Below are 21,961 nucleotides of genomic sequence, written 5' to 3' on the forward strand. Positions count from 1 at the left end.
TGCTTATGAATGCGAGACGGAAGACGGACTGAAATTCAGCTCGCCCCAAGCGCTCAACGAGAAGTTTTCCTTGGCGCTGGCCGATTGCAGGGCTGAAACTCAACCAACGGCGGCATCCGAGCAGCTCAGGCTCTATGACGCGCCCGTCACGGCCACCGCCGTGATCTCTGCGGGGCGGATCACCGGGACGCCGATCGTCGTCGCGTCCCGGGGGCTGGCCGGAACCGCGCTCTACGCCGCCCAGACCGCCGCGGCGGCCCGCGACTACGACATCGACCCCGACCTGCTGCGCGCCGTCATGCACGTGGAGTCCCGGGGCGACGCCGCCGCCGTTTCGCCCAAGGGCGCGCGCGGCCTGATGCAGATCATGCCCGCCACCGCCCGGCGGTTCGGGGTCCGCGAACCGCTGGTCGAGCTCAGCGATCCGATGGTCAACATCCGCACCGGCGCGGCCTATCTGAAGACCCTGCAGCGCCGCTTCGGCAACAATCTGGAACTGGTGCTGGCGGCCTACAACGCCGGCGAGGGCGCGGTGATCAAGTACGGCCTGAAGACCCCGCCCTATCGCGAGACCCAGGGCTACGTGACCAGCGTCATGGGCCAGTACCGCACCTTCGTCTCGGCGCGCGGCGCCCAGTAGGCGGGACGAAAGGGACGAAGCGATGAGCGTCGAATCCTACCTCAAGCGCCTGCAGCGCCGTCCCGCCCCGGGCCTAGTGGCGCGGTTCAGCGACCTGTTCCTGGTGGCCGGGGTGGTGGCGATCGTCGGGCTGATGATCCTGCCCCTGCCGGCCCTGGCGCTGGACACCCTGGTGGCCGTCAACATCTGCTTCGGCGTGATGCTGCTGCTGGTGGCGATCTACATCTCGACCATCGTCGAGTTCTCGGTCTTTCCCAGCCTGCTGCTGATCACCACGCTCTATCGCCTGGCGCTGTCGATCGCCACGACCCGGATGATCCTGATCGAGGGTCACGCCGGGCACATCATCGACACCTTCGGCACCCTGGTGGCCGGCGGCAACCTGGTGGTCGGGCTGGTGGTGTTCCTGATCATCACCGTCGTGCAGTTCATCGTCATCGCCAAGGGCGCCGAGCGGGTCGCCGAGGTGGCCGCCCGTTTCAGCCTGGACGCCATGCCGGGCAAGCAGCTTTCGATCGACAGCGACCTGCGTTCGGGCATGATCGACAAGGACGAGGCCAAGCGCCGACGGCGCGTGCTGGAGATGGAGAGCAAGCTCCACGGCAGCCTCGACGGCGCGATGAAGTTCGTCAAAGGCGACGCCATCGCCAGCATCATCATCGTGGTGATCAACCTGCTGGGCGGCCTGGCCATCGGCATGATCCAGCAGGGGCTGGAGTTCGGCGCGGCGATCCACAAGTACTCGATCCTGACCATCGGCGACGGCATGGTCACCCAGATTCCGGCCCTGCTGGGCGCCATGGCCGCCGGCCTGATCGTCACCCGCACCACCGACGAGGACAGCGACAGCCACCTGGGCGACGCGGTGCGCCGGCAGTTCGCGGCCAAGCCCCGGGTGTTCCTGGTGTCGGGCGGCATCTGCTGGCTTCTGGCCCTGATCCCGGGCTTCCCGGCCCCGGTGTTCCTGCTGCTGGGCGGGGTGGGCCTGGTCACCGGCGCCCTGCTGGACGTCGACCTGCGGTCCAGGCTGACCAAGCGATTCCTGCCCGGCGGCATCCTGGCCGACGAGACCAAGGCCCCGCCGATCGCCGCCCAGACGCGGACCCTGGACGCCCAGCCGATCGTGCCGCTGCTGCTGGAGCTGGACGGCAACGGCGTGCGCCGCCACGAGGGCGCGGTCCTGGCCCGGGCGTTGGAGGAGGTGTTGGAAGGCTTCGAGGTCCGGCTCGGCGTCGCCCTGCCCCGCGCCTCGTTCCACTACGGCGAGGCCGCCGGCCCGGCCCGCTGGCGGCTGCTGGCCTTCGAGGCCCCGATCGGCGCGGGCCAGCTGGCCGACCCGTCGGACCTGCCCGCCCTGCAGGAGGCCGTGCGCCAGGCCCTGCGCCGCAACACCGGCCTGTTCGTCGGCATCCAGGAGGCCAGCACCCTGCTGAACCGGGCCGGCGCCGACTACCCCGAAGTGGTCAAGGAAGCCGCCCGCGCCCTGCCCCTGGCCCGCATCGCCGAGGTCCTGCGCCGCCTGGCCGAAGAGGAGGTCCCGCTGCGGAACCTGCGCGACATCCTGGAATCCCTGGCCGACGCCGGCCAGCGCGAGAAGGACCCGTTCGCCCTGACCGAGTTCGCGCGGGTCGCCCTGCGCCGCCAGATCAGCCATCGCTACGCCCCCGACGGCGCCCTGCGGGCCGTCGTGCTGGAGCCGCCGCTGGAGCAGCATCTGCGCGAGGCGATCCGCACCGGCGGCGGCGCCCAGCAGCTGGCGCTGGATCCGGACATGTCGCGCCGGGTCACCGACGCCATCCTGGCCAATGTGGAGGACGCCCAGGCGCCGGTTCTGTTGGCCGCCATCGACCTGCGCCGGCACGTGCGCAAGCTGGTCGAACCCGCCCGCTTCGACCTGGGCGTGCTGTCGTTCCATGAGCTGCTGCCCAGCCTGAAGCTCGACATCGTCGGCCGCGTCGCCTTCCCGCGCGATCCGCTGACCGTCGTGCCGAACGATCCCGAACCGCCCCAATCCGCGTCCGCGGCGGCCTGAACCTGGAGACGGAATGCACCTGCCATCGGACTACGCCGCCGCTTCCCGTTGCTCCTGGCGGATGACCCTTCTCGCGGCCGGCCTCGGCGCCGCCCTGCTGATCCCGCCCCCGGCCGCCGTCGCCGGCGAGGTTCCCCTGGGCGCGCGCACCGTGGACCTGACGGCGCGCGAGCAGCCGATCGGCCAGTTCCTGCAGAACTTCTACAGCCAGGTCGGCGTACCGGTGGTGATCTCGTCCTCGGTGGCAGGCACGATCAACGGCGTCTTCAGGGGTCCGGCCGCCAAGATCGACGCCGACGTCGCCAAGGCCTTCGACCTAGTCACCTATTACGACGGCGGCGCGGCCTATGTTTACACCGCCTCGCAGCTGTCGAGCCGCAGCTTCCCGATCTCGGCCTCGGCCTCGCGGCGCGTCGACCGGGCGGCCCGGCAGCTGGGCATGCTCGACAACCGCAACACGCTGCGCGCCACGGGCGACATGCTGCTGGCCTCGGGCGCGCCGCGCTTCCTGCAGCAGATCGACGAGCTGGCGCGCGGCGGGGCCCAGGCCGAGGCCGCCGCCCCCACCCTGCAGTACCGGGTGTTCTACCTGCGCTACGGCTGGGCCGACGACGTGAACCTGACGGTGGGCTCCAAGCAGGTGACCATCCCTGGCGTCGCCTCGATCGTGCGCTCGCTGGTCAATTCCGATCCCAACGAGCGCTCCGGCGCCAGCGCCCGCAGCGAAAGCCTGATCCCGGCCGCCGTCCAGGGCCTGCGCGGCCAGGGCCTGGCCGCCCTGGGCACGCCCAACCCGGCCGGTCCCGGCTACGCCGGCGACCAGGGCACGCTGGGCATGCCCCTGGCCAGCGAGCAGACCGGCGTCTACTCGCCGCAGAACCCGGTCCGGATCCAGGCCGACTCCCGCCTCAACGCCGTCATCGTCCGCGACGTGGCCGAGCGGATGTCGGCCTATGAGGAGCTGGTCCGCGCCCTCGACGTCGAGCCGCAGCTGCTGGAGATCGAGGCGGCGATCATCGACATCGACACCACCAAGGCCCGGGACCTTGGGGTCAACTGGCGGTTCGACGACGGCAACGGCGGGATCCAGTTCGGCCGCGGCCCCAACGCGCCGGCCGGTCTGGAAGACAGCAACCTGGTGCGGGGCAATACTTCGCCCAAGTCGGCCGCCGGCTTGGTGGCCTCGACCATCATCGGCGACGGCGACTATTTCTCGGCCCGCCTCAACGCCCTGGAGACCGAGGGCGTGGCCCGGGTGGTCTCGCGACCGCAGATCGTCACCCTGTCGAACGTCGAGGCGGTGTTCGAGAACACCCGCGACTTCTACGTCCGCCTGGCCGGCGAGCGCGACGTCGACCTGTTCAACGTCAGCAGCGGCACCACCCTGCGGGTCACGCCGCACGTCACGCGCGACAACAACCAGACCCGGATCCGCATGCTGGTCAGCATCGAGGACGGCGCCCTGACCAACGCCAGCGTCGACAACATCCCGGTGGTGCGGCGCTCGGCGCTGAACACCCAGGCCCTGATCGTCGAGGGCCAGAGCCTGCTGTTGGGCGGCATGACCGTGCAGTCCGACTCGACCGATTCCAGCAAGATCCCGGTTCTGGGCAGCATTCCGGGCCTGGGAAACCTGTTCAAGGTGCAGTCGCGCAGCAGCGGCCGCGTCGAGCGGATGTTCCTGATCACCCCGCGCCTGGCCTCGATCGGCGGGGGGCGGTCCGCGACCCAGGCGGGCCTGCGCTACGACGCCCCGGTCTCGGGCTTCGAGAACGCGCCCCTGCCCCCGGCCCCGCCCCTGCCGGTCGACCGCAAGACGCCGGCGCGCGCGGCCAGGACCGGCCGCACGCCTCCTTCCGCCCCGCCGCCGACGGCCCCGCCGGCCAGCGGCACGATGCAACCCATCCCCAACCCGAGTTAGGCGCCATGTTCGACACAGCCCTCGAAACCTCCTCGGAAACCCTCGTCCTCAAGGTGCTGACCGGCCGCGTGCGGGGCGCCTCCGCCCCGCTCGGCGACGGCCAGCCGATGGACCTCGGCCACGGCTTCGACGCCGACATCGTGCTGCGCGATCCCAGCGCCAAGGGGATCCGCGCGCGGCTGACGGCGCGGGAGGACGCCGCCGACCTCGAGATCCTCGAAGGCGGCGCCGAGATGCTCGGCCACGTCCTGGTCGCCCCGTCCAAGGCCGTGCTGCCGTTCTACGTGCCGCTGCTGATCGGCGACAACGCCGTCGCCATCGGGCTGGAAGGCAGCCCCCGCTGGGCCGAGGCCGAACGGCTGCTGACCACCGCCCCACCCGGCGCGGCCCGCGACCTGGCCGACCTCGACCACGACTATGGCGAGACGATCGCCCGCCGCCTGTTCGACCGCGCCGTGACCTTCGTGCGCGGCACGCCGCATCTCGTGCCCGTCCTGGTGTTCGGCTCGGCCCTGGCCTGCGTGACCTACGCCGCCGCCAACGCCCCGATCTGGAGCGGCCCCCACGCCAGCGCCGGCCAGGTCCACGCCCTGCTGCGCGAGGAGGGCTACGGCGCCCTGGCCGTGAAGGCGGGCGAAGGCGACAAGCTGGTGATCGCCGGCGTGCTGAACCGCGAGGCCGACAAGGACCGCCTGCGCCAGATCGTCGACGCCCGCGACGTCCCGGCCCGCATCGAGGTCCAGACCAGCGAGTCCCTGGCCCAGAACGTCGAGGACGTCTTCATGGCCAACGGCCTGGCCGCCACCGCGCGTCCCAACGGCCTGGCGCGGGTGCAGGTGCAGGTCACCGGGCCGGCCGAAGAGGTCGCCAAGGTGCGGAAGGTGGCGCTGACCGACGTCCGGGGCCTGCGCGCCCTGGACATCTCGCGCGCCGACGGCGGCGGCGACCGGTTCGGCAAGGTGTTCGACGAGGGCCCCGGCAAGCGGGTGGTGTCGGTGGTCGGCGGCGACGCCGGCTACGTCGCGACCGCCGACGGCGCCCGCTACTTCGCCGGCGCGATGCTGCCGACCGGCGACCGCATCGTCGCCGTCGAGAGCCAGGCGGTGACGGTCGAGAAGGGCGGGGCCCAGACCAAGCTGATGTTCTGAAATTCCAACCCGAGCAGGAGAACGATCATGGCCGATGAAATCCAGGGGTTCGGCAACCTCTCCCTAGCCTCCACCCTTCAGGGCACGAACAACAGGAACCGCCCCGGCACCTGGTTCGAAGCCATGGCCCACGCCTGGGGCCAGACCCTCGACGCCCAGGCGGTCAAGATCACCGAACTGGCCGACCAGATCGGCCCGGGCGGCGAGGACAAGCCCTCGGTCATGGCCATGCTCACCGCCGAGAGCCTGCGCATGAACTTCATGGCCAATTCGGAATCCACCTCGGTCGACAGCGTCGGCCGGGCCCTCGAAACCATGGCCCGCAAGAACTAGCGGCCCTCCAGTCGAAAGAGACGTCATGTCCTTCGATCCCGTTTCGGCGGCGGCCGTGGTCGCCCCGCAGGAAGCCCAGGTCACCCAGGTCGGCTACGGCGCCACCCTGACCGACGCGGTCCAGTTCCAGAACGCCCTGCACACGGCCGGCGCCCAGGCGCCGTCGGGGCTCGCCGGCCCCGAGGCCCTGGCCCCGGCCATGAAGGGCGTCTTCAACCAGCTGGAGTTCGTCAACGGCCAGGCCTCGAACCTGGCGGCTCACGCCAAGGCCGCCGAGGCCAAGGGCGCGGCGATCACCCCCGGCGAGATGATCGGCCTGACCGTCCAGTGCCACGAGTTCATGTTCAACTGCCAGCTGACCTCGAACATCGCCAACCGCACGTCCGACGGCCTGCAGCAGCTGTTCCGGCAGCAGGCTTGAGGAGGGCGAGCCATGCGCAGGAGCCTGCTGGCCGCCCTAGCCGCCGCCGCGCTGCTCCTTTCGGCCTGCGCCGAGAAGGAGCTCTACGGCGACCTTTCCGAACGCGAGGCCAACGAGATGGTCGCCGTGCTCCAGAACGCCGGGGTCTCGGCCGCCAAGAGCAGCAAGGACGGCAAGGTCTGGACCCTCAAGACCCGGCCCGAGCAGTTCTCGTCCGCCGTCGCCGTGCTGCACGACCAGGGCTATCCCCGCGACAAGTTCGAGAGCCTGGGCGACGTCTTCAAGAAGGAGGGTTTCGTCTCCTCGCCGATGGAGCAGCGGGCGCGGCTGATGTACGGCCTCAGCCAGGAGCTGAGCCAGACCATCTCGTCGATCGACGGCGTGGTCCAGGCCCGGGTGCACATCGCCGTGCCCGAGGCCGATCCCCTGGCCGAGACCCAGAAGCCGTCCTCGGCCTCGGTGTTCATCCGTCACAACCCCGACGTCGACCTCTCCGGCCAGGTCGGCTCGATCAAGGCGCTGGTCACCAACTCGATCGAGGGTCTGCCCTACGACAAGGTGACGGTGGTGATGTTCCCGGCCCGGCCGGTGATGACCCAGGCCCAGCCCTCGGCCGTCAAGTCCCTGACCGTGCCGGTCCTCGCCGTGGTGCTGGCCGTGGGCGGGGTCGGCGCCTATCTGCTGACCCGCCGTCCGAAGAAGAAACCCCGCCCCGCCCTGCGCGCCGTCGAGACCGAGAGGCCGGCGGCATGAGCGGCGCGGACGCCCGAGCCCGGATCGTCGCCCAGGCGCGCGTGCTGGACGCCGTCGGCGGCCTGCCCACGCTGGGCGGCCGGGCGCGCCGCCTGTCGCGTCGGCTGGCCGAGCGCGCGGGGCGCGGCCCCGCCCCCGCGGTCGCCTTCGCCGACGCCGCCGCCCTGCCCGACTGGGCGTCCTGGCCGGCCGAGCGCCGCGACCTGTTCGTCCACCTGGCCGCCGCCATGGCCTGCGCGCCCGCGCTCGGCCGCATCATCGACGGCCGCGTGCTGGCCCGTCTGGCCCGCCGGCTGGGCGAGGTCGCCCTGGACGCCGTGCTGGCCACCCCGGCCGGCCTGATCCCGCCTTCGCCCTGCGACACCGCCCTGGTCAGCGACGAGGGCCTGCGCGACCTGGGCGCGGCGGTGCTGCTGTCCGAGCTCGCCGACCGCCCGGCCCTGGCGATCCGCCTGGCCCATCTGCTGGACGCCCAGCCCTGGCCTCTGCCGACCGCCGTCGGCCAGGCCGCCCTGCACGCGGCGCGCGGGAGCTTGTTGGCGATCGAGGCCGGCCGGCCGGAGGCCGCCGCATGAGCTACCTGCTGCTCGCCTCCGCCCCCTCCGCGGTCCTGCTGACCGACGACCCGATCCTGCGCCGCGAGGACGTCGCTCGCCTGACCCAGGCCACGGAGATCGTCGCCGGGCTCGAAGCCCACCGCCAGGCCGCCCGCGACGTCGCCGTCGCCGAAGGCTTCGCCCAAGGCCGCGCCGAGGGCGCCGCCAAGGCCGCCCGGGAGACCGCCGAGACCCTGGCCGGCGTCCACAACGCCCTGCAAGCCGAACGCGCCCGCCTGCGCGCTTCGTCCGCGGCCCTGGCGCTGGACATCGTCCGCCGTATCGCCGCCGGCCTGGCCCCCGAGGAGGTGCTGGCCGCCCTGGCCGAGCAGGCCGCCCGCGACCTGCTGCCCGAAGAGCCGATCGGCGTCCGTGTCGCGCCCGAGGCGGTCGGCGCCGTCAGCCGCCGCCTGTGGCCGATCGGGGCGCGGATCGAGGTGCAGGGCGATCCGGACCTGGCGGCCGGCGACTGCGTGCTCGACACCCCGTCGGGCCGAACCCACGCCGGGCTCGACGTCCAGCTGAAAGCCCTGGAGAGCGTGTTCGCCAGTCGCGACGAGGCCGCCGCATGACCGCGTCCGACGCCATCCTGCGCGACGCCCTGCGCCACGCCCGCACCGTCGAGCGGCGCGGGCGCGTGGTCCAGGCGTTTGGCACCACCATCCGCGCCACCGGCCTGGATGCCCGCATCGGCCAGGAGTGCGAGATCATCGACCGCGCCAGCGGCGGCCGGGTGAAGGCCCAGGTGGTCGGCTTCCAGGACGGCGCGGCCATCCTGACGCCCCTGACCCGGCTGGAGGGCCTGTCGATCGACGCCGAGGTGTTGGCCGGCCCGCGCCGCAGCGAGATCGGCGTCGGCGACGGCCTGCTGGGCCGGGTGCTGGACGCCCACGGCGAACCGCTGGACGGCCTGGGCCCGATCACCGGTCCGCTGCGCCCGCAAGCAGTCTATGGCGAGGCCCCCAATCCCCTGGCGCGCGCGCCGATCGACACCGTGTTCGCCACCGGCGTGCGCAGCGTGGACACGATGCTGACCACCGGCGAGGGCCAGCGCGTCGGGGTGTTCGCCATGGCCGGCGGCGGCAAGTCGACCCTGCTGGGCATGTTCGCCCGCCACGCCCAGGCCGACGTCAACGTCATCGCCCTGATCGGCGAACGCGGTCGCGAAGTGCGCGAGTTCCTCGACGACTGCCTGGGCCCCGAGGGCCTGGCGCGCTCGGTGGTGATCGTCTCGACCTCGGATCGGCCTGCCATGGAGCGGGTGCGCGCCGCCCATGTCGCCACCGCCATCGCCGAAGGCTTCCGGGCCCGGGGCCGCAAGGTCATGTTGCAGATGGACAGCGTCACCCGCTTCGCCCGCGCCCTGCGCGAGATCGGCCTGTCGGTGGGCGAGCCGGCCGTGCGCCGGGGCTTTCCGCCCTCGGTGTTCGCCGAACTGCCGCGCCTGTTCGAGCGGGCCGGCGCGGCCGACGGCGGCGCCATCACCGCCTTCTACACCGTGCTGGTCGAGGACGAGGACGGCGGCGATCCGGTCGGCGAGGAGGTCCGCTCGATCCTGGACGGCCACATCTATCTGTCACGCAAGCTGGGCCAAGCCGGGCGCTATCCGGCCATCGACGTCGCCGCCAGCCTCAGCCGCGTCTTTCCCCGCGTGGTTTCGGCCGAGCACCAGGCCCAGGCGGCCCGGGTGCGCGGCTGGATGGCTAAGTACGCCGACATCGAGTTCCTGTTGCAGATCGGCGAGTACAAGCCGGGCGGCGACCCGCTGGCCGATGTCGCCATCGCCAAGCGGCCGGCGATCGAGGCCCTGCTGCGCCAGGACCCGCACCAGCGCGTCGCCCTCTCCGACGCCTTCGCCGCCCTTGCGGAGACCGCCGCATGAACCCGCGCCGCCGGCTGGACATCCTGACCCCCGTGGTCCGCCTGCGCGAGCGGCGGGTCGAGGTGGCCCGCCTGGAGGCCGTCGCGGCCCGCGACGCCCTGGCCGCCGCCGAGGACGCCCTGGCCGCCCGCGAGCGGGCCATCGCCGCCCACGACGCCGCGCTGGCCCGCCTCGACGCCTGGTTCGCCGAAGGCCTGTCCGGCTCGGCCGCCATGGTCGAGACCGCCCTGGCCCGCCGCGAGATGGTCGCGGACGCCCGGGCGCGCGACGTCGCGCTGCGCGACCAGGACCGCCTGGCCGTGCAGCAGGCGCGCGAGGATCTCGACACGGCCCTGCGCGTGCTGGTGCGCGCCCAGGGCCGGTTCGAGGCGATGAGCGGCCAGCGCGACCACGCCCGCTGGGCCCTGCTGGCCCAGCGCGACGAACGCCAGCAGCAGGAACTCGAGGACCTGCCCGCCCGGAGGGCCGCACGATGACCACCACTCGCGACGTCTCGACCACCGAGCGCCCGGCCACGCCTCAGCGGATCGCGGCCAGCGAACCCGCCACGCCTTGGCGCGGGGCCGAGTTCAACGCCGCCCTCCAGCAGGCGGCCGAACGCCACGCCCCCGTAGCGCGCCAACAATCGTCCCGCGCCGAGCGCGAAGACGAGGACCGCACCGAAGACGGCGCCGACCTGGCCGCCCTGTTCGGCCCCGCCCACGACTTCAAGGCCGCCGAGACCGCCACGACCGACAAGGCGCCGGTCGAGGGCGTCGGGACGCCCGGCGCGGCGGCCCATGGCGCGACCGAACCGGTCGTCGTCCAACTGCCGGCCGGAGCCGCCGGCGCGGAGATCGAGGCCTTCGCCGCGGCCATGGAAAAGGCCTGGCTGGCCGCTGGCGGCAACGCGTCCAAGGGCGTGGCCATGGGCTTGGCCGATCGCGGTTCGCCGCTGACCGGCCTTGGGCTGGCGCGCGGCGCCGACGGCTCGCTGTCCCTGACCCTGGCCGCCCATCCCCACGCCACGCCCGAGGTGACCAAGGCGCTGGAAGCCCTGCGCAAACGCCTGGAGGTGCGAGGCCTGGCCCTGGCCGATCTGCAGGTCGAGGCGGACGACGGCGACTTCGAGCGCCTGATCCCGAAGGTGCGCTGATGAGCTCGGTCCTTCAGCAGGCGACGCGGTCAGCGGAGCGGAAGCCCCCAGCGCGTCGCGCCCCGGTCGGCCTCGGCCGTGCGGGCCACGGCCCGCGCGACTTCGGCCGGCGCGTCGCCGGCCGCCCAGCGCTCGGCCAGGGTTTCGATCAGCCGCCGGGTCTGGGCGTTGTGCAGGCCCTCGGTCGGGTCGCCGGCGTCGGCGCGCAGCTTGTCGACATAGAGGGCCGCGGCCCGGGGCGAGGCCGAGACCAGGTCGATCAGATAGGTCGCGGCGGTCTCGAAGGCCTCGCCGCTGAGGGTCTCGTCGCTGACGTCGCGCACCAGCCAGACGCAGAGGAATTCCAGAGGACCGACATTGCGGCTGTTGGTGCGCAGCGGACCGTCCAGGCCGCCCAGGCCCGCGAAGCCGCCAGCGCCCCAGGCCGGCAGCCGCGTCGAGGGCAGGCGCGCCGTCATCAGGGCCTGGGCCAGGGCGTCGGCGACCAGAACCTTGACCGCCTGATCGCCGAAATGGTCGACGGCGGCCAGCAGCTTGGCGAAGCCGGGATACAGCGCCTCGCCCAGGTCGAGGCACACGCGCTCCAGCACGTCGACCCGGCCGTCGAGGGTGGACTGCGCCTGCAGCCCCTCGACCAGGGCCTGGGCGGCGCCGAACCAGTCCGGTTCGGCCTTGAGGATGCGTTCGGCCATGACGCCGGGAAGCTAGCCTCAGCCGAAGCCGTTGTCGCGGGCGTCGGTGAGGCGGTCGCTGACCGCGCGGGCCGTGCTGTCCAGATCGCGATGGGCGGAGGACAGGCTCAAGCCCCCTTCCTGCCGCGAGAAGGCCGAGAAGTCGCCGAACGCCTGGCCCTGCCGGCCGGCGGCGGACGGCGCGGCGCTGTCCAGGCCCCGGGTCCAGACGCCGGAGACGGCGTTGGCGTCGATGCGGATGGTGGACATGGCGGACTCCTTCGCACCTTGGATACGGCTGAGAACGCACGGACGCCATTCGGGTTTTCCCTAGTGAGACCGCCTGTCGCGGGAGTCCGGTCGTGAGGGCGCTGCGCCTGCATGTTCCCGACCTGGATCCGGCCGAGGCCGCCTTCGCCGCGCTGGACCTGGCGATTGGGGCCTTCGAGGGTGCGCCGCCGCGCCTGGTCTGGCGCACCGACGCCTTCGCCCGGCTGATGCCAGAGGTTTCGCCGGGCGACTTGGCGCCGTCCGGTCTGGACGCCGCGCTGGCGGCGGCGGAGCGCGGCGAGACCGCGCCCCTCTCGCTGGAAGGCGGCGCGGCGATGCTGGAAATCCGGCCGGGCCGCGGTCCCGACGGCCGGCTGTACCTGAAGCTCTCCGACGCCGCCGAGCGCCAGGAGGCCGAGGCCCGTCGCCTGGCCGACCGTGAGCGCCTGTTGCTGACTTCGCGGGTGATGTCGGTGGGCGAGATGGCGACGATGATCGCCCACGAGCTGAACCAGCCGATCGGCTCGATCACCAACATCGTCCGTGGTCTGAAGGCCAGACTGGCCCGTGACGCCCTGACCGCGGCCGACGGCGTCGAGGCCTTGGACAAGGCCGCCGACCAGGCGCTTTACGCCTCGGGCGTCATCCAGCGCATGCGCTCGTTCGTCGAGCAACGCCAGCCCCAGGTCGAGCCCCTGGACCTGCCGCGCCTGGCCCGCGCCACCCTGGATCTGCTGGACTGGGAGATCGCCCGCGACCGGGTGTCGGCCCAGGCCGTGTTCGACGACGACCTACCGCCCGTTCTGGGCGACGCGGTGATGATCCAGCAGGTGCTGGTCAACCTCGCCCGCAACGGCCTGGACGCCATGCGCGGCGAGCCCCAGCCCCGCCGCCTGGCCATCGCCGGCCGCCGCCTGCAGGGGTCCACGCGGATGGTCGAGCTGACCGTGGCCGACACCGGCCCGGGCGTCTCCGAGGAAGCGGCCGGCCGGATGTTCTCGCCGTTCTTTTCGACCAAGCCCGGCGGCATGGGCGTGGGCCTGGGGATCTGCCGCTCGATCATCGAGCTGCATCGCGGACGCCTCTGGCACACCCGCGAAGAGAAGGGGGCCGGGACTTCGGGGGGAAGCGTGTTCCACATCGCGCTGCCGACGGCGCGCCAGGAGGATGAACCATGACTCCCGTCCAAGATTCCGCCGCGTCGCGTTCGGAGCCGACCCGCAGCCTCGGCGCGGTCTGTCTGGTCGACGACCACGGCGAGTTCCGCCAGTCGGCCGCCTGGTGGCTGGAGAGCCTGGGCTATGCGGTGACCACCTATGACGACCCGCAGGCCTTCCTCGACGCCGGCGATCCGCCGGCCGACGCCTGCCTGCTGTTCGACGTGCGCATGCCGACCATGTCGGGGCTGGAGCTGCTGGACGCGGTCAAGGCGCGCGGCTGCGAGCGGCCGGTGATCTTCATGACCGGCCACGCCGACGTGCCCCTGGCGGTCGAGGCGATGAAGAAGGGCGCGATCACCTTCCTGGAGAAGCCGTTCCAGGAGGCGGCGCTGGAGGAGGCCCTGGGCCTGGCCTTCGCCCGCCTGCGCCCGGCCACCACGCCCGGCCAGGACCTCTACGCCCGTCGGGTCGCCAGCCTGACCGAACGCGAGCGCGAGGTGATGGCCCTGGTGGTCGCCGGCCGGGTCAACAAGATCATCGCCTACGAGCTGGGCATCAGCCCCAAGACCGTCGAGCTGCACCGCTCGCGGATCATGACCAAGATGGAGGCGGCCAGCCTGACCGAACTGGTCCGCATGGCCATCACCGGCACGACGGACGGCGACGCATGACCGACGTGCTCAGCCCCGCGTCCGTCGCGGACCCGCTGGTCCGGGGCCTGGAGGCCTTCGACGCCGTTGAGGTCGCGGCCCGCAACCGCGCCCTGGCGGTGATGTCCGCCCTGCCCGCCCCCGGCCTGCGGATCGCCACCCACCTGGTGGAGCCGCCGCCCGGCCCGTGGATCCTGTTCGGCGAGCGGCCCGACGCGCCCCGCCTGGCGGTCGTCGCGCTGGACGGCGCCCCGTTCGTCCCCGAGGACGACGCGGCCCTGCTGGTGGCGCTGGACCGCCTGGAGCCGGTGCTGGCGGCCATCGAGACCGCGACCGGCCTGGGCCTGGAGCCCAGCGACATCTCCAGCCGCCCTCCCGAGCCCGGCTTGGCGATCGCCCTGGACGTCGCGCGGGACGCCGACGGGGCGCCGAACCGCCTGGTCCTGCATGTCGCCGCCGACGCGCCTGCCGCCTGGCCGCTTCCGGCGGTCGACCTGTTGGCGGACGGGGCCCATCTGGCCGTTCCCATCGCCGGACGCCTGGTGCTCGACGCCGCCACGGCGCCGGCCGCCCGGGTCGCCGGCCTGCGGACCGGCGACGTCGTGCTGACCGCCTGGGGCCCGACCCGACCGGGCGACGCTCGCCTGATCCTGGCCGGCCGCCGCCTGGTCGGCCGGTTCGACCTCGCCGACCGCCGCTTCACCGTCATCACCCTGGAGGAGAGCGCCATGACCGCGCCGCCGATGGACGCCGCCATCCAGCCGGCCCAGGCCGACGTTCCCGAAGCCTCGCCCATGGCCCCCGCCGACCTGCCCGTCGCCCTGCGGGTGATGCTGGGCGAGGCCAGCCTGCCGCTGTCGGAGCTGGCCGGCCTGCGTCCCGGCTCGACGGTGGTGCTGGGCGGCTCGGCGAAGGACGCCGTCGCCGTGCTGCTGGCCGGGGACCACCCCATCGCCACCGGCAAGTTGGTGGCCGTGGGCGAGGCCTACGGCGTGCTGATCGAACAGTTGGCGCAGGGAGCCTGATCGCGGATGGACCTGTCGTCGTTCACGCCCGGCTCGGCCCTCATCACCGTCATCCTGCTGGCCCTGGCGCCGTTCGTGGCGGTGATGGTCACCTCGTTCACCAAGATCGTCGTCACCCTGAGCCTGCTGCGCAATGCCCTGGGCCTGCAGCAGGTGCCGCCCAACATCGTGCTCAACGGCCTGGCCCTGATCCTGACCCTGTACGTGATGTACCCGGTCGGCCAGCAGATGGCCGCCGCCAACCAGGACGTCAGACCGGTCGCCGCCGTCAGCAGCGACACCCAGGCGTTGTTCACCTATGCCGACAAGGCCAAGGAGCCGCTGCGCGCCTTCCTGATGAAGCATTCGACGCCGCGCGAGCGGGCCTTCTTCCTGAAGACCGCCCAGCGCATCAACGGCCCGGACAAGGCCCGCGCCATGACCCAGCGCGACTTCATCGTGGTGGTGCCGGCCTTCACCGTCTCGGAGCTGGCGGCGGCCTTCCAGATCGGCTTCCTGATCTTCCTGCCGTTCCTGATCATCGACCTGGTCGTCTCCAACATCCTGCTGGCCATGGGGATGATGATGCTGTCGCCGACCACCGTTTCCCTGCCGTTCAAGCTGCTGCTGTTCGTGCTGATCGACGGCTGGGTGAAGCTGGCCCACGGCCTGGTCCTGTCCTACACCTAAGGAGCCTCCCATGATGAACGCCCAGGCCATCGAGCTGGTGAACCAGGCGCTGTGGATGGTGCTGATGCTGTCGGCCCCGCCGATCGTCGCCGCCTCGGTGGTGGGCGTGGCCGTGGCCATCATCCAGTCGGCCACCCAGCTGCAGGAGCAGACCCTGCAGTACGCCGCCAAGTTCTTCGCCATCGTGCTGACGATCTTCCTGACCGCCAGCCTGCTGGGCGGCACGCTCTACCGGTTCGGCGACCGGGTGTTCACCGAGTTCCCGGCCATGGTCCGCCGCTGATGCCGGGGACTGCGCCGGACTGGCTGAGCGCGATCTTCGCCAACACCCTGGTGCTGGCGGTGGGCGCCACGCGGATCGCCGCGGCCTTCATGCTGCTGCCTCTGCTGTCGCCCGAGACCGTGCCGGCCCTGGTCCGCAACTCGATCTTCCTGGCCTTCGGGCTGATCGTCGTCACCCTGCAGCCGCAGATCGCCCACAGCGACCTGCCGACGATCCAGTGGATCCTGATCTTCGGCAAGGAGGCGCTGGTCGGGGTGGTGATCGGCTTCTTCTTCGGGACCATGCTGTGGGCCTTCGAGGCGGCGGGCCAGATCATCGACGCCAAGGTCGGGGCGACCATGGCCCAGATCGTCGATCCCCTGAGCGGCCACCAGACCTCGCTGAACGGCGAGTTCCTGGCCCGGCTGGCCAATTTCGTCTTCATGTTCTCCGGCGGGCTGCTGCTGCTGGTCGGCACGATCCTGGACAGCTACGCGGTCTGGCCGATCGGCAGCCTGACGCCGGTGCTGTCGCTGCGCAGCCTGTCGCTGTTCGAGGGCGAGTTCTCGCGACTGATGGTGCTGGCGGTGATGCTGGCCACCCCCGCCCTGGCCATCCTCTACCTGGTCGACGGCGGCCTGGGCCTGATCAACCGCTACGCCCCCCAGTTGAATGTCTTCTCGCTGGGCCTGGCCATCAAGTCGTGGATCGCCACCGCCGTGATCCTGGCCATGCTGACGGGCCTGGTCCAGTTGCTGTTGAACGAGATCGGCGCGCGGCCCTCGACCATCCTCCAGGTGCTGCGGGCGATGTCGGGCAAGCCGCTCTGAAAGCGAGGCTAGGGAATACCCTGATGGGGTACGCCCCAGCTAGCGGGACCGTTGCGCGCGGGGCCAACTGTCGATCGAGGCCGCAGGACGCGGCCGGCTCGATTGGACAGGGGTTGAAGGATGACCAGCATCAACACGGCCTTGGCGACTGCCGTGAACGCCAGCTTGCTGACGGAAATCGGGGCCTCGATGGGCCAAGGACTGCGGACGTTCGGCGCCATGCAGTTCACGCTCGGCCTGATGGTCGGCGGCGCCTTCCAGGCCGCGCCCAGCCAGCCGAAGTTCACCGCCGCCATGCCCGAAAGCGGCAAGGCCGAGATCGACCTGGGCGACGGCAACACCCTGTCGATCAACGAGGCCAGCTCCGAGGTCGTCATCCGTGACGCCGACGGCAACGCCACGCGCATCTGGGGCGACCCCCACGTCAGCTACAATGGCAAGCAGGTCGGGGACTTCTGGGGCACGACCACCTTCGTGCTCGAGAACGGCACCAAGATCACGATCAATACCGAAACCTCCAAATGGAACAACATGACCTATGCCGAGCAGATCGTCGTCACGCGCGGCGGTCAGGCCCTGGTGATCGACGGGGTCAGCGAGCAGACCAAGGGCGACCTGAAGGTCTCGCTGGGCGGCGATGGCTATGCGCTGGACGCGGCCCATGACGACGGCCTGGTGATCCGCGAGAACGACGCCGCCGGCAGCGGCTGGACCAGCTCGATCACCGGCGCCGCCGTCGGCCAGGCCGACTTCAACCTGACCAAGCCGGGCGCCGAAGGCCTGCGCGAGGCGTTGGAGGCGTTCAACGCCTCCCTCGGCCTGCTGCTGACCGGGTGGCTGCTGGGCGGCCTGGTCAAGGCCGACGCCGACGTCTCGACGACGGTCGCCGCCAAGCCCTTCTCGGCCCTGCCGCTGTTAAACGCCGCCCGGTTCTGAACCCTCGGCCGCGCGCTCGACCATCCCGGATCCGCACCATCGGATCCGGGATTTCTCGGTGTTCGTGGAGATCGTCGGATATAGATGCGGCCTTCCCTCATCTTCCGCTGTCATCCCGGAGAAGCCCGGCGAAAGCCGGGCGCAGATCCGGGACCACCGGAAGCGCGGCGCTCAAGCGTCGGTCCCGGATCGGCGCGCTTCGCGCTTGTCCGGGATGACAGCGCAGATGGAACTTTGATTTTCTTGGCGCCGCCGAATTCGCGATTAGATGCGATCGACTACTCCGCGTTGGTGCGGACGACCACCGGCAGGCCCGCCGGCGGCGCGGCCAGGGCGGGACCCGGTTCGACTCCCGCGACCATGAACCGGCGGTCGCCGGCCTTGTAGCCGAACGACCAGTACTGCCCGGCCAGAGCGGACCGCGCGGGCGGCGCCAGGGCGGGATCGGCGACCCAGCCGCCCTCGGCGGCGGCCTTCCGGTAATAGGCCGTGATCGCCTCGCGCCCCAGGGCGGCCGGGGCGCGATAGACCTTGGTGCTGACGTTCTGCGCCCGCCAGATCTGCGGCTCGGCGGCCAGGCCGGTCTCCAGCACGCGGTCGTAATCGCCGGCCGAAGCCTGGCTCAGCGGCAGCGTGCGGGCGTCGACGAACTGGGGCGGCGGCGCGGGCGTGCGGACCGCCGGCGCCTGGCCGCACGCGGCCAGGCCCGCGGCCATGACGAGGGCCGCCGCCCGCAGGGGCGCGGCAGGAGCGGTCGATCGCCTCATCGGATCTCGCCGGCGGCGGGGCGCCGGCGTCAGGGCTTGGCCTGACGCACGACGGTGTCCAGGGCGGTATTGTACGCGCTCTTGGAATTGCTGCCCACCGCCTCCTCGCCGGTCTTGGGATCGGTCGGCACGGCGGCCAGGTCCAGCGCCTTGCCGGCGGCCGAGGGATCGTCCTGGATCGCCTTGAGTGCCGCGTTCGTGCCGATCGACACCCATTCCTTGGCCACCGCCGCGGCCGCCCCGACGCCCTTGCCGCCCCAGCCCGCCTTGTCGACGATCGTCAGGCCGCTCTTGAGCACGGCGGTCAGCAGCTCGGCCTGTTCCTTACGGTCGGTGGTGATCGAGGCGGCGGCGGCCTGCACCCCGCCCACATAGTGGCCCAGGGCCGCGGCGTTCTCGTAGCGGTCGACCTTGGTCCCGTTGGGCAGGGTCACCTGGGTGGTCGCCTCGAACCGGTTGACGGGATCCTCGTTCTTGGTCCCGCCGACCTGCAACTGCTGCATCATGTCGGCCAGGGGCTCGGTCTGCTTGTCGTTCAGCATCTGCTTGGCGTAGGTGGCGAAGGCCGTGCCGTCGCGGGTCTCGGCGTTGAACGACAGCTCGCGCATCACGCCCGACACGTCGCTCTTGAGCACGGCGGTCAGGCCCTCGGCCATGGTCCGGGTGGCCGCGTTGCGGTCCATGACGCTGACCCCTAGCAGCAGGTTCTGCTGCGGCACGTCCTTCAGCACGGCCGAGCCCTCGGCGAACAGCCGCGCCTTGAAGTCGGCGTCGGTCGACTGGGCGCCGGCCTCCAGGATCGCCTTGTAGGTCGAGGTGTCCAGGCTGGTGCTGTTGCTGTGGGCCGCGCCGCCCATCGAGACGGTCGTGGTGTCCATCTCCTCGCGGTGCGTGGACGCGGCCAGCACGCCGCGCAACTGCTCGGAGCTCAAGGCCTTGAACGCCTGCTCGGCGACGGCCGGATTGCCCTTGAGGCTGGCCAGCACCTGGCCCACCGCGGCGGCCTCGGCGTCGCCATGGCTGGTCACCCGGATCGAGCCGCCCAGGGTGAACGGGCTGGTGGTGTCGGCGGCGTGGTCCAGGGTCGAGCCGGCCTGGGCCCTGACATAGTCCAGCTTGGCGTCGGGGGTGGCGTGGGTGGCGATGGCCTTGCCCAGGGCCTCGACGTCAGCCTTGCCATGATAGTCGCCGCCTGCCTTGGCGAAGGCGTCCGACAGCGACTTCAGCTCGGTCCCGCCCAGGTCCCTGGCCATCTCGGCGAAGAAGTCGCGCTTCTCGTCGGCCGACAGGCCGCCCAGACCGAAGCTCTTGCCGTCGTTGATCTCGGAGGCCAGCTTGTCCAGCCCGCCGTCCTTGGCCAGTTCGCTGATCGCCGCCCGGGTGTTGACCGCGTCCAGCCCCTTCAGAGCCCCGACGGCGTTCTTCACGTCGCCGTTGGTGATCGGATTGAAGAAGCCGCTTTCCATGGCCTTGTGGACGGTGTTGACCGCGTCCTTCGAAGGCTGGAGCGAGGGCGGCGGCGGGGCCGGCGGGGGCGGAGGAGGCGCCTGGCGAACCGAGGTCGAGGACGCGGCGTCGAGCATGGCGAAACTCCCTGGCTGGCCGCCAACCACGGCGACGCCGACAGTTTCGGTCGTGAGGGTCGCGGCCGCCAGCTAGGGAATTCCCTAGTCGCCGACGCGACGACGATCGCGCCGGCGGCGTCGCGGATCGGGATGGCGAGGCGGCGGACGCTGGGAACGCCCGTCTCTCCGATCGGTTTGAAAAGGGCAGATATGGAGGAAGCCAATGTCCAAAGCCCCGCCCATTCCGCCGGAGCAACGCACCTTCAAGGGCCAGAAGCCCGAGATCGAAGGCCAAGGCGGTCACGACGATCTGCAGTCGCCCGATCCGGGCAACGCCGACGTCAACCTCAGCGAGCAGGGCCGTCACGGCAACCTGCGCCAGAACACCTCCCATTCCCGCAACGTGCAGGATCGCTGACCATGCCCGGCAAGACCACCGACCGCTGGGGCGGCCCCGGCGCCAGCCACGAGAACGCCAAGCATCCGCCCCCCGATCCGACCGTCAAGGACCCGGACGACCGCGATCGCTACAGCCGCCACAGCAAGGTCTCCGGCGGCGGCGGCGAGTCCGACGTCCACCACGCCCACGACCCGGACCGCAAGGACGATTTCCAGGCCAACGACGCGCAGAAGAAGAAGCACTGAGCTTCTAAACCTCCGCTCCTCCCGGCCCGTCGCCGGGATGAGCGGTTCTTGAATTCACGCCGCCTCGCGAACCTGTGGCGCGAACTCCGGATAGTAGCCCGCCATCATCCGCTCGGCGTAGCCGACCAGGTTGGGCAGGCTCTCGGCGCGGCGACGCAGCGGCGAGTCGAAGAACGGCGTCAGGATCTGCGCCAGCATGGCGAAGACGATGGCGTCGACGCTGGTGGGCCGGTGGCCCATCATGAACGACTTGTCGCCCAGCATCTCCGACAGGGCCGTCAGCGACCAGGCGCCCAGCTCCAGGATCTCCTCGGGCGAGTGGCGGCCGATGCCGACCGCCTTGAGGCTGGTCCGCACCGTGCCCAGCAGGCCGTCGATCGCGTCGGCCCGCGCCTCGCCCGGCAGGCCGTCGAACCAGCGGGCCGGCCCCTTGGCGAAGTTGTCGTCGTCGAAGAACCGGAAATGGCAACTGGCCCAGCCCAGGTGGTTCTCGACCATGCGCTCGATCGCCCAGGCCTGGCCGCGCTGGGCCTTGCTGAGGCCGGCGTCCAGGTCGACGCCGTAGCTGCGCTCGATATAGGCGCGGATGAAGGTGGAGTCGGCGACCTTGACCCCGTCGTCGTCGATCCAGGGCAGTTGGCCCTTGGGCGAGGTCTCCGGATGGGCCGGGACCTTCTGGTACCAGAGGCCGGCCATCTTCAGGTGGATCTCGGTCTTGGTGACATAGGGGCTGCCTTCGGGGAGGCCGAAGGCGGGTCCGGCGGCGTAGAGCGTGATCATGGTGGTCTCTCCCTGCTGAGCCGCCTTTCGATGTCCGTCCAAGACCTCGTGTTGCGACAATCGGACGCTACCGCCATCCTGCTGCCAGCATGCTGTCAGCATCGGTCGAGCAGAGTGGCCCCATGAGACGCGCCGAACGCCTTTTCCAGATCATCCAGATCCTCCGTCGCAGTCGCCAGCCGGTCACGGCCGACGCCATGGCGGCCGAGCTGGAGACCTCCAAACGCAGCGTTTATCGCGACATCGCCGCCTTGATCGGCCAGAGGGCGCCCATCCGCGGCGAGGCGGGCGTCGGCTATGTGCTGGAGGCCGGATACGACATGCCGCCCCTGATGCTGACACCCGACGAGATCGAAGCCGCCGTGCTGGGGGCCCAGTGGGTCGCCGGCCGGGGCGATCCCGTCCTGGCCACCGCCGCCAACGACCTGATCGCCAAGATCGCAGCCGCCGTGCCCGAACAGCTGCGCCCCTACGTGCTGCAGCCGGCCACCGGCGCCTCGCCGGCCTGGAACCAGCTGCCGGACGGCATCGACATCGCCCAGACCCGGGCCTGGATCCACGCCGGCCGCAAGATCCGACTGGACTATCGCGACGAGAAGGGCGCGGTCAGCCAGCGCGTCGTCTGGCCGGTGACGGTCGGCTATCGCGAGACCGTCCGGATGCTGATCGCCTGGTGCGAGCTGCGCAACGACTTCCGCAACTTCCGCACCGACCGGATCGAGGGCGCGCAGTTCCTCGACGAGCGTCACGGCCAGCGGCCCGGCGTGCTGCGCGCGCGCTGGCAGCGGGCGCTGGAGGAGGAGCGCAAGCGGTGGGCGGCCAAGGCCGAGGGTTGCTGACTTTTGCTCCGCTCATCCCGACGTTCGCCGG

27 protein-coding genes are annotated in these 21,961 nt (G+C 71.5%); 22 read left to right on the forward strand and 5 right to left on the reverse strand.

Annotated features, from left to right (window positions below; genetic code table 11):
• The first annotated feature begins 70 nt into the window (after positions 1-70).
• Genes BM066_RS11530 through BM066_RS11585 form a run of 12 tightly spaced genes read left to right on the forward strand, consistent with a single transcriptional unit; the run spans position 71 to position 10,861 of the window.
• A complete protein-coding gene (locus BM066_RS11530) occupies positions 71-640 on the forward strand; it encodes a lytic transglycosylase domain-containing protein (RefSeq protein WP_218150906.1) in 570 nt (189 codons plus the stop codon).
• A 22-nt stretch (positions 641-662) separates the two neighbouring features.
• Complete coding sequence (locus tag BM066_RS11535) at positions 663-2,672, forward strand: flagellar biosynthesis protein FlhA (protein ID WP_089927911.1); 2,010 nt, start codon at positions 663-665, stop codon at positions 2,670-2,672.
• A gap of 13 nt (positions 2,673-2,685) precedes the next feature.
• Positions 2,686-4,593 carry a type III secretion system outer membrane ring subunit SctC gene (gene sctC, locus BM066_RS11540; RefSeq protein WP_089927915.1) on the forward strand — a complete coding sequence of 636 codons (1,908 nt, stop codon included), beginning with the start codon at positions 2,686-2,688 and terminating at the stop codon, positions 4,591-4,593.
• 5 nt (positions 4,594-4,598) lie between these two features.
• Positions 4,599-5,741, forward strand: coding sequence for a SctD/MshK family protein (locus tag BM066_RS11545; RefSeq protein WP_089927919.1), 1,143 nt, complete (start codon positions 4,599-4,601; stop codon positions 5,739-5,741).
• Positions 5,742-5,768: 27 nt separating this feature from the next.
• Positions 5,769-6,074 carry a hypothetical protein gene (locus BM066_RS11550; protein WP_255367560.1) on the forward strand — a complete coding sequence of 102 codons (306 nt, stop codon included), beginning with the start codon at positions 5,769-5,771 and terminating at the stop codon, positions 6,072-6,074.
• Positions 6,075-6,099: 25 nt separating this feature from the next.
• Complete coding sequence (locus tag BM066_RS11555) at positions 6,100-6,495, forward strand: hypothetical protein (protein WP_089927924.1); 396 nt, start codon at positions 6,100-6,102, stop codon at positions 6,493-6,495.
• A 12-nt stretch (positions 6,496-6,507) separates the two neighbouring features.
• Entirely contained in the window at positions 6,508-7,248 is a 741-nt protein-coding gene (sctJ, locus tag BM066_RS11560) for a type III secretion system inner membrane ring lipoprotein SctJ (RefSeq protein ID WP_089927928.1), read from the forward strand.
• The gene (locus tag BM066_RS11565) at positions 7,245-7,823 is read left to right on the forward strand and encodes a hypothetical protein (RefSeq protein ID WP_089927932.1); all 579 of its coding nucleotides are present in this window, start codon (positions 7,245-7,247) and stop codon (positions 7,821-7,823) included. The genes sctJ and BM066_RS11565 overlap by 4 nt, the downstream gene beginning before the upstream one ends.
• Positions 7,820-8,416: a FliH/SctL family protein gene (locus BM066_RS11570; RefSeq protein WP_089927936.1), complete on the forward strand. Its 597-nt coding sequence runs from the start codon at positions 7,820-7,822 to the stop codon at positions 8,414-8,416. The genes BM066_RS11565 and BM066_RS11570 overlap by 4 nt, the downstream gene beginning before the upstream one ends.
• Positions 8,413-9,726, forward strand: a complete 1,314-nt coding sequence (locus tag BM066_RS11575) for a FliI/YscN family ATPase (protein ID WP_089927941.1) — start codon at positions 8,413-8,415, stop codon at positions 9,724-9,726. The genes BM066_RS11570 and BM066_RS11575 overlap by 4 nt, the downstream gene beginning before the upstream one ends.
• Positions 9,723-10,202, forward strand: a complete 480-nt coding sequence (locus BM066_RS26435) for a hypothetical protein (RefSeq protein ID WP_089927945.1) — start codon at positions 9,723-9,725, stop codon at positions 10,200-10,202. The genes BM066_RS11575 and BM066_RS26435 overlap by 4 nt, the downstream gene beginning before the upstream one ends.
• Entirely contained in the window at positions 10,199-10,861 is a 663-nt protein-coding gene (locus BM066_RS11585; protein ID WP_089927948.1) for a hypothetical protein, read from the forward strand. The genes BM066_RS26435 and BM066_RS11585 overlap by 4 nt, the downstream gene beginning before the upstream one ends.
• 29 nt (positions 10,862-10,890) lie before the next feature.
• Here BM066_RS11585 and BM066_RS11590 read toward each other — a convergent pair whose 3' ends face one another.
• Complete coding sequence (locus BM066_RS11590; RefSeq protein ID WP_089927954.1) at positions 10,891-11,553, reverse strand: hypothetical protein; 663 nt, start codon at positions 11,551-11,553, stop codon at positions 10,891-10,893.
• Positions 11,554-11,571: 18 nt separating this feature from the next.
• On the reverse strand, positions 11,572-11,802 hold the full coding sequence (locus BM066_RS11595) for a hypothetical protein (protein WP_089927958.1): 231 nt from the start codon (positions 11,800-11,802) through the stop codon (positions 11,572-11,574).
• Positions 11,803-11,894: 92 nt separating this feature from the next.
• On the opposite strand from BM066_RS11595, the gene BM066_RS11600 reads away from it, so the two are divergent.
• From BM066_RS11600 to BM066_RS11630, 7 genes are all read left to right on the forward strand, one after another.
• Positions 11,895-12,980 (forward strand): sensor histidine kinase, encoded by a 1,086-nt coding sequence (locus BM066_RS11600; RefSeq protein WP_089927963.1) that lies wholly within the window; start codon positions 11,895-11,897, stop codon positions 12,978-12,980.
• Positions 12,977-13,633, forward strand: a complete 657-nt coding sequence (locus BM066_RS11605; protein ID WP_089927969.1) for a response regulator transcription factor — start codon at positions 12,977-12,979, stop codon at positions 13,631-13,633. The genes BM066_RS11600 and BM066_RS11605 overlap by 4 nt, the downstream gene beginning before the upstream one ends.
• The gene (locus tag BM066_RS11610) at positions 13,630-14,637 is read left to right on the forward strand and encodes a FliM/FliN family flagellar motor switch protein (protein WP_089927973.1); all 1,008 of its coding nucleotides are present in this window, start codon (positions 13,630-13,632) and stop codon (positions 14,635-14,637) included. The genes BM066_RS11605 and BM066_RS11610 overlap by 4 nt, the downstream gene beginning before the upstream one ends.
• Before the next feature lie 6 nt (positions 14,638-14,643).
• Positions 14,644-15,306, forward strand: coding sequence for a type III secretion system export apparatus subunit SctR (sctR, locus tag BM066_RS11615; protein ID WP_089927977.1), 663 nt, complete (start codon positions 14,644-14,646; stop codon positions 15,304-15,306).
• A gap of 10 nt (positions 15,307-15,316) precedes the next feature.
• Positions 15,317-15,589, forward strand: coding sequence for a type III secretion system export apparatus subunit SctS (sctS, locus tag BM066_RS11620; RefSeq protein WP_056756707.1), 273 nt, complete (start codon positions 15,317-15,319; stop codon positions 15,587-15,589).
• Complete coding sequence (gene sctT / locus BM066_RS11625) at positions 15,589-16,398, forward strand: type III secretion system export apparatus subunit SctT (protein WP_089927981.1); 810 nt, start codon at positions 15,589-15,591, stop codon at positions 16,396-16,398. The genes sctS and sctT overlap by 1 nt, the downstream gene beginning before the upstream one ends.
• 120 nt (positions 16,399-16,518) lie before the next feature.
• Entirely contained in the window at positions 16,519-17,334 is an 816-nt protein-coding gene (locus tag BM066_RS11630) for a DUF1521 domain-containing protein (protein WP_089927984.1), read from the forward strand.
• Between the two features lie 278 nt (positions 17,335-17,612).
• On the opposite strand, the gene BM066_RS11635 is transcribed toward BM066_RS11630, so the two are convergent.
• On the reverse strand, positions 17,613-18,101 hold the full coding sequence (locus BM066_RS11635; RefSeq protein ID WP_089927987.1) for a hypothetical protein: 489 nt from the start codon (positions 18,099-18,101) through the stop codon (positions 17,613-17,615).
• A gap of 29 nt (positions 18,102-18,130) precedes the next feature.
• Positions 18,131-19,684, reverse strand: a complete 1,554-nt coding sequence (locus BM066_RS11640) for a hypothetical protein (protein WP_089927991.1) — start codon at positions 19,682-19,684, stop codon at positions 18,131-18,133.
• Positions 19,685-19,889: 205 nt separating this feature from the next.
• Between BM066_RS11640 and BM066_RS11645 the strand changes: the two genes are divergently transcribed.
• Both BM066_RS11645 and BM066_RS11650 read left to right on the forward strand, forming a co-directional pair.
• Positions 19,890-20,084 carry a hypothetical protein gene (locus tag BM066_RS11645; RefSeq protein WP_089927994.1) on the forward strand — a complete coding sequence of 65 codons (195 nt, stop codon included), beginning with the start codon at positions 19,890-19,892 and terminating at the stop codon, positions 20,082-20,084.
• Between the two features lie 2 nt (positions 20,085-20,086).
• Positions 20,087-20,311 carry a hypothetical protein gene (locus tag BM066_RS11650; RefSeq protein WP_218150907.1) on the forward strand — a complete coding sequence of 75 codons (225 nt, stop codon included), beginning with the start codon at positions 20,087-20,089 and terminating at the stop codon, positions 20,309-20,311.
• Between the two features lie 54 nt (positions 20,312-20,365).
• On the opposite strand, the gene BM066_RS11655 is transcribed toward BM066_RS11650, so the two are convergent.
• Positions 20,366-21,091, reverse strand: coding sequence for a glutathione S-transferase family protein (locus tag BM066_RS11655; protein ID WP_089927997.1), 726 nt, complete (start codon positions 21,089-21,091; stop codon positions 20,366-20,368).
• A gap of 122 nt (positions 21,092-21,213) precedes the next feature.
• On the opposite strand from BM066_RS11655, the gene BM066_RS11660 reads away from it, so the two are divergent.
• On the forward strand, positions 21,214-21,930 hold the full coding sequence (locus tag BM066_RS11660) for a helix-turn-helix transcriptional regulator (protein WP_089928002.1): 717 nt from the start codon (positions 21,214-21,216) through the stop codon (positions 21,928-21,930).
• The last annotated feature ends 31 nt before the right edge of the window (positions 21,931-21,961 follow it).

This window comes from Caulobacter sp. UNC279MFTsu5.1 (assembly GCF_900114015.1).
Classification (GTDB): Bacteria; Pseudomonadota; Alphaproteobacteria; order Caulobacterales; family Caulobacteraceae; genus Caulobacter.

Coding starts and splice junctions, on each gene's coding strand:
- BM066_RS11565 (WP_089927932.1), top strand. CDS start 7,245: ATGAGCGGCGCGGACGCCCGAGCCCGGATCGTCGCCCAGGCGCGCGTG.
- BM066_RS11555 (WP_089927924.1), top strand. CDS start 6,100: ATGTCCTTCGATCCCGTTTCGGCGGCGGCCGTGGTCGCCCCGCAGGAA.
- sctC (WP_089927915.1), top strand. CDS start 2,686: ATGCACCTGCCATCGGACTACGCCGCCGCTTCCCGTTGCTCCTGGCGG.
- BM066_RS11645 (WP_089927994.1), top strand. CDS start 19,890: ATGTCCAAAGCCCCGCCCATTCCGCCGGAGCAACGCACCTTCAAGGGC.
- BM066_RS11590 (WP_089927954.1), bottom strand. CDS start 11,553: ATGGCCGAACGCATCCTCAAGGCCGAACCGGACTGGTTCGGCGCCGCC.
- BM066_RS11550 (WP_255367560.1), top strand. CDS start 5,769: ATGGCCGATGAAATCCAGGGGTTCGGCAACCTCTCCCTAGCCTCCACC.
- BM066_RS11595 (WP_089927958.1), bottom strand. CDS start 11,802: ATGTCCACCATCCGCATCGACGCCAACGCCGTCTCCGGCGTCTGGACC.
- BM066_RS11655 (WP_089927997.1), bottom strand. CDS start 21,091: ATGATCACGCTCTACGCCGCCGGACCCGCCTTCGGCCTCCCCGAAGGC.
- sctR (WP_089927977.1), top strand. CDS start 14,644: ATGGACCTGTCGTCGTTCACGCCCGGCTCGGCCCTCATCACCGTCATC.
- BM066_RS11630 (WP_089927984.1), top strand. CDS start 16,519: ATGACCAGCATCAACACGGCCTTGGCGACTGCCGTGAACGCCAGCTTG.
- BM066_RS11570 (WP_089927936.1), top strand. CDS start 7,820: ATGAGCTACCTGCTGCTCGCCTCCGCCCCCTCCGCGGTCCTGCTGACC.
- BM066_RS11660 (WP_089928002.1), top strand. CDS start 21,214: ATGAGACGCGCCGAACGCCTTTTCCAGATCATCCAGATCCTCCGTCGC.
- sctT (WP_089927981.1), top strand. CDS start 15,589: ATGCCGGGGACTGCGCCGGACTGGCTGAGCGCGATCTTCGCCAACACC.
- sctJ (WP_089927928.1), top strand. CDS start 6,508: ATGCGCAGGAGCCTGCTGGCCGCCCTAGCCGCCGCCGCGCTGCTCCTT.
- BM066_RS11635 (WP_089927987.1), bottom strand. CDS start 18,101: ATGAGGCGATCGACCGCTCCTGCCGCGCCCCTGCGGGCGGCGGCCCTC.
- BM066_RS11640 (WP_089927991.1), bottom strand. CDS start 19,684: ATGCTCGACGCCGCGTCCTCGACCTCGGTTCGCCAGGCGCCTCCTCCG.
- BM066_RS26435 (WP_089927945.1), top strand. CDS start 9,723: ATGAACCCGCGCCGCCGGCTGGACATCCTGACCCCCGTGGTCCGCCTG.
- BM066_RS11575 (WP_089927941.1), top strand. CDS start 8,413: ATGACCGCGTCCGACGCCATCCTGCGCGACGCCCTGCGCCACGCCCGC.
- sctS (WP_056756707.1), top strand. CDS start 15,317: ATGATGAACGCCCAGGCCATCGAGCTGGTGAACCAGGCGCTGTGGATG.
- BM066_RS11545 (WP_089927919.1), top strand. CDS start 4,599: ATGTTCGACACAGCCCTCGAAACCTCCTCGGAAACCCTCGTCCTCAAG.
- BM066_RS11605 (WP_089927969.1), top strand. CDS start 12,977: ATGACTCCCGTCCAAGATTCCGCCGCGTCGCGTTCGGAGCCGACCCGC.
- BM066_RS11585 (WP_089927948.1), top strand. CDS start 10,199: ATGACCACCACTCGCGACGTCTCGACCACCGAGCGCCCGGCCACGCCT.
- BM066_RS11650 (WP_218150907.1), top strand. CDS start 20,087: ATGCCCGGCAAGACCACCGACCGCTGGGGCGGCCCCGGCGCCAGCCAC.
- BM066_RS11610 (WP_089927973.1), top strand. CDS start 13,630: ATGACCGACGTGCTCAGCCCCGCGTCCGTCGCGGACCCGCTGGTCCGG.
- BM066_RS11535 (WP_089927911.1), top strand. CDS start 663: ATGAGCGTCGAATCCTACCTCAAGCGCCTGCAGCGCCGTCCCGCCCCG.